At 64.8% G+C, this 13,138-nt stretch carries 11 protein-coding genes; 6 read left to right on the top strand and 5 right to left on the bottom strand.

Annotated elements, in window-relative coordinates:
- Nucleotides 1–37: 37 nt before the first annotated feature.
- Nucleotides 38–1,981 (bottom strand): ABCB family ABC transporter ATP-binding protein/permease, encoded by a 1,944-nt coding sequence (locus NDB2M4_RS16960; RefSeq protein ID WP_083556535.1) that lies wholly within the window; start codon nucleotides 1,979–1,981, stop codon nucleotides 38–40.
- Nucleotides 1,982–2,072: 91 nt separating this feature from the next.
- The gene (locus NDB2M4_RS16955; protein WP_072377190.1) at nucleotides 2,073–3,665 is read right to left on the bottom strand and encodes a hypothetical protein; all 1,593 of its coding nucleotides are present in this window, start codon (nucleotides 3,663–3,665) and stop codon (nucleotides 2,073–2,075) included.
- 282 nt (nucleotides 3,666–3,947) lie between these two features.
- Between NDB2M4_RS16955 and NDB2M4_RS16950 the strand changes: the two genes are divergently transcribed.
- Nucleotides 3,948–4,583, top strand: a complete 636-nt coding sequence (locus NDB2M4_RS16950) for an LOG family protein (RefSeq protein ID WP_072377187.1) — start codon at nucleotides 3,948–3,950, stop codon at nucleotides 4,581–4,583.
- Between the two features lie 8 nt (nucleotides 4,584–4,591).
- Here the strand turns inward: NDB2M4_RS16950 and NDB2M4_RS16945 are convergent, their stop codons facing one another.
- The gene (locus NDB2M4_RS16945) at nucleotides 4,592–5,137 is read right to left on the bottom strand and encodes a disulfide bond formation protein B (protein ID WP_072377185.1); all 546 of its coding nucleotides are present in this window, start codon (nucleotides 5,135–5,137) and stop codon (nucleotides 4,592–4,594) included.
- Nucleotides 5,138–5,156: 19 nt separating this feature from the next.
- Complete coding sequence (locus tag NDB2M4_RS20305; protein ID WP_171988137.1) at nucleotides 5,157–5,315, bottom strand: DUF5993 family protein; 159 nt, start codon at nucleotides 5,313–5,315, stop codon at nucleotides 5,157–5,159.
- 34 nt (nucleotides 5,316–5,349) lie between these two features.
- On the opposite strand from NDB2M4_RS20305, the gene NDB2M4_RS16940 reads away from it, so the two are divergent.
- The 5 genes from NDB2M4_RS16940 (at nucleotide 5,350) to NDB2M4_RS16920 (ending at nucleotide 11,201) form a co-directional block, all read left to right on the top strand.
- Nucleotides 5,350–6,333 (top strand): zinc metalloprotease HtpX, encoded by a 984-nt coding sequence (locus NDB2M4_RS16940; protein ID WP_171988136.1) that lies wholly within the window; start codon nucleotides 5,350–5,352, stop codon nucleotides 6,331–6,333.
- A gap of 77 nt (nucleotides 6,334–6,410) precedes the next feature.
- Nucleotides 6,411–7,379: a methylmalonyl Co-A mutase-associated GTPase MeaB gene (gene meaB, locus NDB2M4_RS16935; protein ID WP_072377181.1), complete on the top strand. Its 969-nt coding sequence runs from the start codon at nucleotides 6,411–6,413 to the stop codon at nucleotides 7,377–7,379.
- 265 nt (nucleotides 7,380–7,644) lie between these two features.
- Nucleotides 7,645–9,135 carry a peptide MFS transporter gene (locus tag NDB2M4_RS16930; RefSeq protein WP_072377179.1) on the top strand — a complete coding sequence of 497 codons (1,491 nt, stop codon included), beginning with the start codon at nucleotides 7,645–7,647 and terminating at the stop codon, nucleotides 9,133–9,135.
- 770 nt (nucleotides 9,136–9,905) lie between these two features.
- Nucleotides 9,906–10,352 carry a hypothetical protein gene (locus tag NDB2M4_RS16925; RefSeq protein ID WP_139247354.1) on the top strand — a complete coding sequence of 149 codons (447 nt, stop codon included), beginning with the start codon at nucleotides 9,906–9,908 and terminating at the stop codon, nucleotides 10,350–10,352.
- Nucleotides 10,353–10,433: 81 nt separating this feature from the next.
- Nucleotides 10,434–11,201, top strand: coding sequence for an outer membrane protein (locus tag NDB2M4_RS16920; RefSeq protein WP_072377177.1), 768 nt, complete (start codon nucleotides 10,434–10,436; stop codon nucleotides 11,199–11,201).
- Nucleotides 11,202–11,514: 313 nt separating this feature from the next.
- Here NDB2M4_RS16920 and cimA read toward each other — a convergent pair whose 3' ends face one another.
- Nucleotides 11,515–13,125, bottom strand: coding sequence for a citramalate synthase (gene cimA / locus NDB2M4_RS16915; protein WP_072377175.1), 1,611 nt, complete (start codon nucleotides 13,123–13,125; stop codon nucleotides 11,515–11,517).
- Nucleotides 13,126–13,138: the final 13 nt, after the last annotated feature.

Raw genomic sequence — 13,138 nt, 5'->3', positions numbered from 1 at the left:
CCCGTGCCGGTCGCCCCGCCAGGCGGCCGGCTTTTTTTTATTCGGCACTCATGAGCTTGACGTCCTCGGCGTCGAGCGCACCAGCACGCTCGGCATCGTCGAGGACGTGAGCCAGGTTCTCGCGCGCCTTTTCGGCCTGACGCTGACGCGTCCACAGGCCTGCATAGAGCCCACCCTTGGCGATGAGCTGCTCGTGCGTTCCCTGCTCGACTACGCGTCCCTTCTCGAGAACGAGGATGTTGTCGGCGTGAATGATCGTCGACAGGCGATGGGCAATGACGAGCGAGGTGCGATTCTTCGCCACCTGATCGAGGGCGTCCTGGATCTCGCGTTCGGTGTGACTGTCGAGCGCGCTCGTCGCCTCGTCGAGAATGAGGATCGGCGGGCCCTTGAGGATCGTGCGCGCGATGGCGACGCGCTGCTTCTCGCCGCCCGATAGCTTCAACCCGCGCTCACCCACCATTGTTTTGTAGCCGTCCGGCAGCGAGCGGATGAACGCGTCGATCTGGGCGAGGCGGGCCGCGGCGTACACCTCCTCGTCGGTGGCATCAGGGCGGCCGTACTTGATGTTGTAGAAAATGGTGTCGTTGAAGAGGACGCTGTCTTGCGGGACGACGCCGATGGCGTGGCGCAGGCTCTTTTGCGTCACCTCACCGATGTCCTGGCCGTCGATTGTCACGCGGCCGCCGGAGATGTCGTAGAAGCGGAAGAGGATGCGCGCGATGGTCGACTTGCCAGCGCCAGACGGGCCGACGATGGCAACCATCTTCCCCGCGGGCACCTCGAACGTGACGTCATTCAGAACCTGCCGGCCGCCTTCGTCATAGGCGAAGTTGACGTGGTCGAAGCGAATTTCACCGTTGGGAACGCTGATCGGCTTAGCGCCAGGGCGGTCCTTGATTTCGGGACGCTCGCCAAGCAGCGAAAACATCGCTTCGAGGTCAACCAGCCCCTGTTTGATTTCGCGGTACACCATGCCCATGAAGTTCAGCGGCATGTAGAGCTGGATCAGCAGCGCGTTGACCATCACGAATTCGCCAACGCTGTGCGTGCCGGCAATGATACCGCGCGCAGCGAGCAGCATGCACGCCGTCATGCCGATGGTGAAGATCAGCATCTGCCCGGTGTTGAGCACTGCTAGCGAACGAAACGTCTTGATCGCGGCCTGTTCATAGCGCGCCGTTGAGCTGTCGAACCTTCGCGCCTCCAAATCTTCGTTGCCGAAGTACTTGACGGTCTCGAAGTTGAGCAGGCTGTCGATCGCCTTGGTATTGGCTTCGGTATCGCTGTCGTTCATCTCACGGCGAATGGCGATGCGCCTCTCGCTCGCGGCGAAGGTGAACCACATGTAGGCGGCGACCGTGACGTACATGATCGCCACGTAGCGCCAGTCGAAGTAGTAGAGCAGCATGCCGGATACGAGCAGAAGCTCGAGTGCCGTGGGCACGATATTGAGAATGCCCATACGGATGATCAACTCGACGCCGCGCGTTGCGCGTTCGATCACGCGAGAGAGGCCGCCGGTTCGCCGCTCCAAATGGAAGCGCAGGGACAGGCGATGCAAGTGCTCGAACGTGCGGTTGTTGAGCTGGCGCACCGCGTTCTGGCCGACTTCGGTGAAGATGACGTCGCGCATTTGCGTGAGCGCCATCATCAACACGCGCCCGGCGCCATAGGCGAGGATCAGCATGGCCACCCCGAGCAGAACACCACGGCCGGCGTCCGCGGTGCCCTTTCCGGCCGATGCCGTCAGCAGGTCGGTGGCATCCTTGTAGAAGATCGGTACGGCCACGGTGATGAGTTTGGCGATCAGCAAGACGCCGAAGGCAAGCACCACGCGCTGGCGCAGATCGGGGCGATTGGTGGGCCAGATAAGCGGCAGGAGTCCGAGCAACGCCTCCCAATGGCTCGGCCGCGCCACCGGATAAGCCTCCTCGCGTTCATCGCTCGGGGCAGCCGGGATTGCGGGGGGAAACGACATGCGACCTGCTTGGCTGAGGGTTGTCCGGACAAGGCAGCGGAATCACACCGCGGGTTTTGCCCGAAGTACGGATCAGCACCGGCCGTCCGCCTCAGTCAATATAGTGAAGGCGGTGGCGATGCGTAAGCCGGGCCCGGTGAGCCCCGTGCGACACGGCGCGATGGCGCCTCGTTACACGGTGCTTGGGTGCATGCATCAAGCGATGTGCATGGCGGTGCTTGCGCGGCTTGAGCAGGACACGGCCGCAGCGGCAGGCGCAATGGCGCCCGACGACGATCGATCCTGGCGACCAGTTGCGCTTGCCGAAATGCGCCTTCCTGTGCCTGCGCGGCGCTTTCTTGAAGGCGATGCGGCTCTTCGATTTCTTGGCATAGACATGCTTGCCTGCCCGTGACGACTTCGCCACGGTGACCTTGGACTTTTTCGACGGATTGGCGACCGGCTCGACGGCTTCATCAGTGAGCTCGTCGCGCGATTTGGCCACTACTTTGGCGGTCTTGTCGGGGGCGCCCGGCTTTTTCTCCGGGACCGCCGGCGCTATGGCAATGTCAGAGCTTTCTTGCGTGACGGCGGGCGGGAACGGTGGCACTGGGCCGGTAACCGGTCCTGTCCCAGTCTTGGCAGCGGGGACTTGCTCTGCCCGTGAAGAACCTTTCGCATCGGCGGCTGCCTGCATGCGCCGCGTCGCCTCCGCGTCGATCTCGGCTTGCCGCTTCGCCTGGGCTTCGGCCTCGGCTACGGCACGGCGCTCTGCAGCATCGGCTTCCGCGGCAGCGCGTTTGGCGTCCTCTTCTGCCTTGCGCTTTGCTTCCGCCTCTGTGTCGGCAACGCGCTTTGCCTCGGCTTGCTCCGCCGCGCGCTTGGCCTCGGCCGCGCGTTGCTCTGCGGCGGCCAGTCTCGCCTTTTCGGCTTCGGCCTCTGCGGCTTTGCGTTTGGCTTCGGACTCGGCGATCAGCCGGGCACGCGCCTCTTCCTGAGCCTTGCGCTTCTCTTCGGCTGAGGCGGCGATGCGCTTTTCTTCAGCCGCGCGCCGCTCCGCATCGGCTGCTTCCGCTTCACGGCGTTGCTTGTCGGCGGCTTCCGCCTCGCGCTTGATCGCTTCTTCTGCCTGCCGCTTTTCTGGCGGCTGCGTCGGGGCAGCGCCCGCACCAGAGGTTGAGGCTGTCATAGGAGACGGCACGTTCGGTGCCGGCGTCCCGAAAGGCATGCGCAGCGGGGTGACGATCTCGGTGCGATACGTGCTGTTGGCGCGGGCGAGCCAGTAGCGCACCAACTCCAGCAGGCCGTTCCAGCCGCGCAACTCCGGCACGACCTGCGGCGTTGTCTGTGGTGCTGGGGAAGACGACGACCCATCGCGCTCGACGATCGTCGTCCAGTCGTCCTTGGCTTTGAGCTGGGCGATGACGATCTCGTCATAGGATTGTGCCGATCGTGTCAGCCAATCCCAGACGGGCGCCATGCTGCCGGTGGCAGGCTGCGCGTTGTGCGCCGTCATTGCGTCGTGGGGCGGAGGCGCCGTGTGCTCAACATCGAGAATGTCGGTGAAGCGCTGAGAGGCGGCACCGGCCAAGTCTTCAGCGCGCTGTCGCAATTCCGGCGAAGTTCCCGGCGACCCGGTATCGGCCGCAATGGCCCCCTGCGCGCCGAACATCGCCAGCACGAAGAGGATACGCACACCCGTCATGACGCATTCCCCGACAATCCCACGCCGGATTAGGGCGGGGATATCCGTTGTTTATGGCGGTTTTCTAAGTTGCCGCCTGTCCTGTCAGTCTCATTAAGCACAAGTCCGGCGGGGCGCCAAACCGAGTTGGGAATTGGGGATAACGCGCGTAGCCCCCGCGCCGTTGCGGCGTCGCAATTAACGCTGATCCAGGGGGTAGGCTCCGCTGTCATACGGGCAATCGATCCCCATATTAGGCTTGCCCCCGAGGGGGCGATTTTTTGAGTAAGAACGGAAGTTTGAATGAGCAAGAAGCGTTTGAATGGAAAGAAGAAGACCGCGGATGATACGCGCAACGTGTGCGTCTACTGCGGCTCGGGGCTGGGTCTCAACCCGGCCTATAAGGAAGCAGCCCGGGAACTGGGCGCGTCACTTGCCAGCAACGACATCGGCCTCGTCTACGGCGGCGGCAGTCTCGGCCTCATGGGTGAGGTTGCGCGGTCGACGCTTGAGCATGGCGGGCGCGTCACCGGCATCATTCCCAACTTTCTCGTCGAGAAGGAAGCGATGCTGCGCGACGTCGACGAGATCATCGTCACGGAAAACATGCACCAGCGTAAGCAGCTGATGTTTGACCGGTCGAGCGCGTTCGTGGCGCTGCCGGGCGGCGTTGGTACGCTGGAGGAGCTGGTCGAGCAGCTCACGTGGGTGCAGCTGGGCCGACACGACAAGCCCGTGGTCGTTGCGAACATCGACGGGTTCTGGACGCCGTTCCTCAACCTGTTGACGCACATGAAGTCCGATACTTTCATCCGGCCCGGTCTCGATGTGCGGTTCACGGTCGTTGACGATGCAAAGAAGATCGTTCCCGCGGTGATGAATACCTGGGATCAGGAACCCACCCCCGCTGCGACTGAAGCGGTGCTGGCAAAGCTGTAGGCCAGCACTCATCCCTCCAGAAGCTGGTATTGGACGGGGTTTGCCGGACAAGCTGAGAAGCCGCATTCGAGCAGGACGCTGAGCGCGTTGAGCGCGACGAGCCCCATGACGAGCCAGACGGCGGCATGCTCGATCAGGCCGGTTGCAGGAGGCTTTCCCTCCCCAACCTTCAACGGGAAGAAGACCAGCATGATGCCGGCGGCGATGAGTGCGCCGGCGAAGGCGAGGAACGCCCACGAATAGAAGTGGAGCCCGAGTAACGTCGAGCCATAGCCCGGATCGCCCGGCAGGATGTGCAAAAGCACCTGGCGGCTGGAAATGACGGCGCCGAGGACGGCCGCGATGACCACCAAGCCAAGATGATGCGGGCTCGGCCCGTGGCGGATTGTCAGGATCGGACCGACGGCGAGAGCGACAAACGCCACCCGCTGGAGCAGGCACAACGGGCAAGGCAGTTCGTCGTAGGCAAGCTGCCAATAGAACGCCAGCAGCAGGACCGCTGAAATCGCATAGAGCGCCAAGGCGTTGAGGGCAACGGCTTGTCGGGGGCTCATTTCCACTGCTATCGGCCTTTCAGAACGATAAGGGAAGCGCGTCTGTTGCGTGACGCAGATAGAGTGCGAGCGAGTAGGCCAGCCCGACGAAGAACACGAGAACGGCAGGGCGTGGCCCGCCGCGCCATGCCAGCCACAGAGCGAGCCCAAAATTGATGAATGCGATGAAGAACTCCATGCAACATCTCGCCTTTTAGGTTCTGATGACCGGCATGACCATCGATCTGCAGCATATTGCGAGTCGGCCGCATTCGCGCGGCGCGCTGGTCGCCAATGTGATCCGGGCCGGCCTGCTGCTGGCGGCGTTCGGCGCGCTGCTGTTTCTTGTGCTGTGGCCGCAGCTGGGTTCCACGGCTTCGATAGTCGCGGTGCTGGCGATGGCGGGGATAGGTCTGCTGGCGTGGCGCGTGTCGCCGACGACGGCAATGCGTATCTATGGGGCGCGCCCCTATGAGGCCGGCGATCTGGCGCAGTTCGATCGCATCGCCGGAGACCTCTCGCGCCGGGCCGGTCTGCGTTCGCCGCCGCGGCTGTACCTCATGCCGAGCCTGCTCGTCACGGCGTTCTCGATCGGATCATCGAGGCGCTTTGCCATTGCATTGACCGAAGGGCTCCTGCGTCGGCTGACGATGCGCGAGGTGGTGGCGGTGCTGGCGCGCGAGATTGCGCACGCCCAGCGCGGCGATCTGTTTGTGTTCGGTGTCGCAGATATCATTTCGCGCTGCGCTCAAGGCCTCTACTACGGGGGACTGCTGCTCGCGGCGCTGAACCTTCTAAACAGTATGACCGGCGGCGACCGGGTCTCGTGGCTGAGCATCGTTCTCATGGTGCTGGCGCCAACGCTCATGAACGGACTGCAACTTGCGGTGTCGCGCAAGGAGGAGTTCGAGACCGATCGCGCGGCGGCTCTGCTGACAGGCGATCCACTTGGCGTCGCCTCGGCGATATCCCGGCTCGATAATACTGCTGGTGCGCCGCTCGATGATTTGATTCCGCCGGTGCCCGCGCGCAAGGTGGCGCTGCCGTCGATGCTGCGGTTGTCGACCGCCGTCGGGCCGCGGGTTGCGCGTATCAGTGCATTCGAAGCGCCGCCGATGCCGCCTCTCGACATCAGCGAGGGCCCCCGCATCTCGATGGTCGGCGTCGGCCCGATCGAGCTGCGGCCGCGCTATCGGTGGCCCGGGGTGTGGTTTTAGCCAGGGTTGCGGGACGAGGCACCAGGCCGCTCTTGCACCCCGATCGTCTTTCCGCGTATCTGCGGGACATGAGCCAAATGACGACAGGCGCGCGAGAGCGCATCGAGACGGAACCCCAAGCTGCGGCGCTCATCGAGCGGATGCGGGCTGGTGAGCGCCGTGCGACGGCCCTCGTCATCACCGAGCTCGAGCGCCTCTCGCCGGCGGCGCCGCTGCTGCTGCGGGCGATGCAGCCGCACCTGGGGCACGCGCTGGTCGTCGGGTTCACGGGACCGCCGGGCGCTGGCAAGTCGACGCTGGTCAATGCGGTGATCGCGGAGCTGCGGCGCCAGGACAAGACCGTCGGTGTCATTGCCGTCGATCCGTCTAGCCCAGTTTCGGGCGGTGCCATCCTAGGCGACCGCATTCGTATGACGGCCGCGCTCGACGATGACGGCGTGTTCGTGCGCTCGCTCGCCAGCCGCGGCTATCTGGGCGGCCTTTCACCTGCCGCCGTGCGCATCATCGATGCGCTCGATGCGGCGGGGCGCGATGTCATCCTGCTCGAGACTGTCGGTACCGGGCAGAACGAAATCGACGTTGCGGAAGTGGCGGACGTGCGCGTCGTGATCTCGGCGCCGGGTCTTGGCGATGACATCCAGGCGATGAAGTCGGGCCTACTGGAGATCGCCGACATCATGGTGGTCAACAAGGGCGACCGCCCCGGGGCCGATCAGACGCTGCACCAGCTGATGGGCGCTCTGTCGATCCGCGCCGTGCGGCGCGAGAAGCTCCCGGTGCTGAAGACGACGGCGACAACAAGCGAGGGCGTGCCGGAACTCGTCGAGGCGATGGCCGCCAGCGGTCGCGAACTGGATGCCGCCGGGCCGATCGCGCGGCGCCGACGCAGGGCACGTTACCTCATCGCGCGCGCGGCATCCGATCTCGTCGCCGAGCGGGTGCGCGCCGGTGGGCCTGCGGCGCTCGACACGCTGGCCGATCAAGTGCTCGGCGGCGCCATCGGCCCGGAAGAGGCTGCGCGCCGGCTGCTCGACAGGCAAGCGTGAGGGGGCGACAATAGCGTGAAAGGCGCCCAGGGGGACGCCTTTGCTACGCGAGCCTGACTATTTCGGATTGGCGTCGCTGGGCCCTAGCGTGGCCTCCGCCAAGGATGTGCGAGGCATGCGCCCTCGCCCAGCAAGATCGCAGCGCGTCGGAAGCGACGCGGATCAACCAGACTACGCCCGAATCAGCCGGCGCCAAGCAAAACTGCTTGTCGTGCTTACTAGCTTTAGAGAAAATTCCTGGGGAATAGACGCAGCGGGAGCGGCGATGGCACAAGGGCTTGGTGTTCCGACCTTCAAGGCGGGACCGTTCGCAGGCCAGCCGCAGGGGCTGTCGACGCTGTTCTTTGCCGAGCTGTGGGAGCGCTTCTCCTTCTACGGCATGCGCGCCCTGCTGACGCTTTTCATCGTCACGCCGATCGCGTCGGGCGGGCTCGGGCTGTCGAGCGTCGATGCGGCGCGCGTCTACGGGAACTACACGATGGCCGTCTACATGCTGTCGATCCCCGGCGGGTTCATCGCGGATCGATATCTCGGCGCGCGACAGGCGGTGATGGTCGGCGGGAGCATCATCGCGCTCGGCCACTTCACGCTGGCTGTGCCGACGCAGACGGCATTCTTCATCGGGCTGGCGCTGGTGGCGCTCGGCACCGGCCTCTTCAAGCCGAACATCAGCGCCATGGTGGGCGGGCTGTATGGGACGGGCGATGAGCGGCGCGATGCGGGCTTTTCCATCTTCTACATGGGCATCAACATCGGCGGGCTGCTGGCGCCGATTGTAACCGGGTATCTCGCGCAGTCTCCGGGCTTCCAGGAGATCCTGCTCGGCTGGGGCCTCGATCCGGCGATGAGCTGGCACTGGGGCTTTGCCGCGGCGGGCATCGGCATGACGATCGGCCTCATCGTGTTTGCGCGGCAGATGGGCCGGCTGGGCGACGTGGGCATCAAGCTGGCGGTGCAAACCGGATCCTGGCTGCCGACGGCGATGGTGCTTGCCGGGACCGGGGCGGTGCTGTTCCTCACCGTGCTGTCGGACGATCCTCGCTTTCAATGGCTGCGGGCGGCGTTCCTGCTGGTGCCGATCGCGGGCGTCGTGTGGTTCGCGATGCGCGGTGACCTGGAAGGAAAGCATCTTGCCGCCGCGTCCGTTCTCTTCATCGCCAACATGATATTCTGGGCGGTATTCGAGCAGGCGGGGATTACGATCGCGCTGTTCGGGCTCGACCTGACGCGCAACGAGGTGTTCGGCTGGCCGTTCCCGTCGGCGTGGTACCAGGTGCTCAACCCCCTGTTTGTCATCCTGCTGGCACCGCTGTTCGCACTCGCATGGGTGCGGCTCGGGACGCGGCAGCCATCCAGCCCGGTGAAGTTCGTGCTCGGACTGTTCTTCCTCGGGCTGTCGTTCCTGCTGATGGTGCCCGCTGCCATGCTGACGGCGGAAGGCCGCGTCAGTCCGCTATGGCTGGTCGGCCTGTTCTTCCTGCAAACGGTGGGCGAATTGTTCCTCAGTCCGGTGGGGCTCAGCACCATGACCAAGCTGGCGCCGCCGCGGATGGTGGGACTGGTGATGGGCGTCTGGTTTCTCGGCATGGCGTGGGGCAACAAGCTCGCTGGGATTCTGGGCAGCGGCTTTACGGCGAGCGACCCGGATGGGCTTGCGGTGTTCTTCCTGCAGCAGGCGGTGATGGTGGGCGTTGCCACGGTGGCGCTGGTCGCGCTGGTGCCGTGGCTGAAGCAGCTGATGACAGGCGTGAGGTAGCTGGTTCTATTCGCGAGCCTGCGGCGCGTACGATGCTGGGTCCCGGGTCTTCGCTCGGCGCCGCCTCGCTCGCCCGGGATGACAGACGAGACATGCATTGCGTTCTCGCGGGCGATTGCCCCGAGGCTTGGCAAAGAATGGGAACGCGGGCGCCGGAACGCTGCGTCTGTTGTTTAGTCGGCAGCCTTTCGGCGCCCGCGCCGGTGCGCTTGCCGTGCCGGAGGTGCGATACTCGTCGTCAGCGCGCTTCAGGTCCGGCCGTCGCGTGTCCCGTTTCCGAAGTTCGCCGGCGTATCGGCTGGGGAATCTGCGAACTTCGGAAACAGAGGGGACACGCGCCGTGCAAATGCCTGCTCGTGTGATTCAGATCGGCAAATTCGCTATGCATCCGGCCGCGAACGACGGCGAATTTGCCGATCATCACACGAGTGCTTCCAACAGCGGGGCCACATCGTCAGGACCTTCTGCTTCTGCGCCGCGCAATGACTGCTGCGGGCGCCGCTGCCGACGGGCGTCCGTGCGCGCCGTTGCCGGCTACGCACAGCTCCGATCGACGGCCCCGGCATCCGAGGAGAGCGATCCTCGCAGCAGGCGCTGCGACGGTGCAGCGCTGCCTCAACCAGGTCCACCGCCCCTGCCCCCGCTTCGGCCGCTCAGCTGATGCGTCCCTTGGTGCGGGCAGGGATGTGGGAAGTATGCGTGGTAGAACGAGGCGCGGGGATAAGAGTTGCCGGCGGGCCGCGGGCAGCCTCTCGACGTTGAGATGGCCATTGCTGAAGTTCAGAGGTCCTCACAATATGAGCGGCGGCACTGATCCGCTGACGGGGACACCCATGAAGTACATCGCGCTGATTGCAATTGGCACTCTTCTGCTTCTTGAATTGACGGGCTCCATTCCGCAGTCGAGCGTGGGCGGCCCGCTGACCATCGCGCTGGTGATCTTCGCCGCCGCACTTGCGGTGGGGATCCGCGATGCGTGGCTGAACAACCGGGGCGTGCTCGGCTGGATCGTCAGCATCATCGTTTCGTTCGTCGGCACGTTCGTGGCCGCCGAGATCGGCAACCTCATCTTCGAAGCGATACTGCCGATGATGCACCTCGAAGGGTCGCTCGCCGAATCGCAGCATCTGCTGCTTTACGTGGGGATGATCGGCATGGTGCTGCTGACAATGCTGGGCTCGTGGACGGCGCTGCGGATCGTCAACCGGCTGCGATAGGCGCGGCCGCGGAAGTCAGACAGGCGGCACACTGACGAAGCTGGTACGCTTCTGCACGATTCGCAGAAGCGGGGGCTTGCTGTGTGGCGGACAGCGATTCTTCTGGCATCATTGGCCTGGTGCTTTCCTGCCGCGGCGCAGGTTGCCGACTGGCGCGGTGCTTACATCGGCGGGTTCGCCGGTGCGGCCTGGATCGACAGCAAATCAACCGCGGAACTTGGTGGCGAGTGGAGCAACCCGCTCAATCCGCTCAACCAGATTGATCGCGACGCAGTCCTGCCGCTTGTCAACGGCGGGTCGTCCCGAACGGGGGCGTCCGGTGGCGCTGCCGTTGGCTACAACTGGCAGATGAACAGCCTGCTGCTCGGCGTCGACGCCGATGTCAGCGCGCTCGATGGCAAAGACAGCACGACGAGTTTCGTGACGGCTATCAGTCCTTACCGGGTGGACGAGTCCAGCGACATCGATTGGACAGCGACATTGCGCGGACGCCTCGGCTTCACCTTCGATCGCAGTCTGATCTACGTGACGGGAGGTCTCGCCCTTGGCGAGGTGAAGTACAGCCAAACGATCTCGCAGCTCAATTTTCCGTATGTCGAAACCGGGGCGGCCAGTGCCACCAAAGCGGGCTGGACGCTCGGCGCGGGGTTCGAGCATGCGCTCGATAAGGAATGGTCGCTGCGGCTGCAGTACCTGCACGTCGATCTGGGCTCTGAAAGCAGCAGCAGCGCTGGTGTCTGCCCGCCGCCGAATGTGGCTGTTTGTGCGGTCTACACCGGATCGCAAAAGGTCGAGTTCGCGCTCGACAGCGTGACGGCCGGGATCAGCTACCGGTTCGGCGGTCGGTGAGCGCGGGCGTGAGCCCTCACCATCCTTGGCCGTTCCCGCCGTGACCTTTTGCGGCTGGCCCTCACGCTCTCTTAGTGTGACTGCCCCTCACCCCGGCCTTCGCCGGCGCAGGCTCCACCCTCCCCCCGCTTGCGGGGAGAGGGGATGAAGTTACTTATTCCCTCTCCCCATCGGCTGCACTTCGATGGGGGAGAGGGTTAGGGTGAGGGGCAGAAAACTGATGCCCCTGCTTCACCAACTGCGGCGCGCAGGCGTCGTGGCCGCAATTGACCCATAGCGGACGGGGGGCTGTGCGGCAGCGCCTGAACTCACCTTAAGCCGCTTCGGCGTTGTCTTTCATGAGCTTGTAGTTGATGGAGTCGAGCAGGGCTTCGAAGCTGGCGTCGATGATGTTGGGCGAGACGCCGACGGTGAACCAGCGGTTGCCGGTCAGCGTGTCGTGGCTCTCGACGAGAACGCGGGTTACGGCCTCTGTGCCGCCCGTGAGGATACGCACCTTGTAGTCGACCAGTTCGACGCCATCGATGTGCTTCTGATAACGGCCGAGGTCTTTGCGCAGCGCGCGGTCGAGCGCGTTGACGGGACCGTTGCCCTCGCCCACCGACCATAGCGGCTCGTTATCGCCGTTGATGAAGACCTTGACGATGGCCTCGGACACGGTGACGAGCTTGCCGCGCGAGTTGTGGCGGCGCTCGACCATGACGCGGAAGCTGTCGACGGAGAAGTAGCGCGGCACGGTATCGAGCATGCGGCGGGCGAGCAGTTCGAACGAGGCTTCGGCGGCTTCGTAGGAATAGCCGCACGCTTCGCGGTTCTTGACCTCATCGAGCAGACGCGTGACGCGGGCGTCGTCCTTGTCGACGGGGATGCCGAGCTTCTCGATGGTGGCGAGGATGTTGGAGCGACCACCCTGCTTGGACACAAGCAGACGGCGCTGATTGCCGACGCTCTCGGGCGGCACATGCTCGTAGGTCTGCGGCTCCTTGACGATGGCGGAGGCGTGGATGCCGGCCTTGGTGGCGAAGGCGCTTTCGCCGACGTAGGGCGCGTGGCGGTCGGGGCTGCGGTTCAGCACTTCATCGAGCACGCGGCTGGCGTGTGTGAGCGTGCACAGGCGCTCGGGCGTGACCTGAGTCTGGAAGTGCTCGGCGAACTCGCTCTTCAGCAGCAGCGTGGGGATGATCGAGGTGAGGTTGGCGTTGCCGCAGCGCTCGCCGATGCCGTTGAGCGTGCCCTGGATCTGGCGGCAGCCGGCGCGCACGGCCATGAGCGAGTTGGCGACGGCGTTCTCGGTGTCGTTATGGGTGTGGATGCCGAGGTGCGTGCCGGGGACCACTTTCGTAACGTCGCCGACGATGCGCTCGACCTCGTGCGGGAGAGTGCCGCCGTTGGTGTCGCACAGGACGACCCAGCGGGCGCCGGCATCGTATGCGGTGCGCACGACGGCGAGCGCGTAGTCGCGGTTTCCCTTGAAGCCGTCGAAGAAGTGCTCGCAGTCAATCATCGCCTCGCGGCCGGCGTCGACGATGGCTTTCACCGACTGCTCGACAGCGGCAAGGTTTTCCTCGTTGGAGATGCCGAGGGCTACGCGGACGTGATAGTCCCACGACTTGGCGACGAGGCAGATGGCGTCGGTGCGCGAGGCGAGGACCGCCTGCAGCCCGGTGTCGTTGGAGACGGAGCGGCCGGCGCGCTTCACCATGCCGAAGGCCGTCATCCTGGCGCAGGAGAGCGCTGTCGCCTCGCCGAGGAACTGGGTGTCGGTGGTGTTGGCGCCGGGGAAGCCGCCTTCGACGTAGTCTACGCCGAGCTGATCGAGGATGGCGGCGATGCGCCGCTTGTCCTCGACGGAGAAGTCGACGCCGGTCGTCTGCGCGCCGTCGCGCAGCGTGGTGTCGAACAGATAGAGGCGGTCCTTACTCATGACACTTGCTCAT

Source organism: Hyphomicrobium sp. NDB2Meth4, from assembly GCF_900117445.1.
Taxonomy (GTDB): domain Bacteria; phylum Pseudomonadota; class Alphaproteobacteria; order Rhizobiales; family Hyphomicrobiaceae; genus Hyphomicrobium_A.
This window is presented reverse-complemented; position numbering and strand designations above follow the sequence as displayed.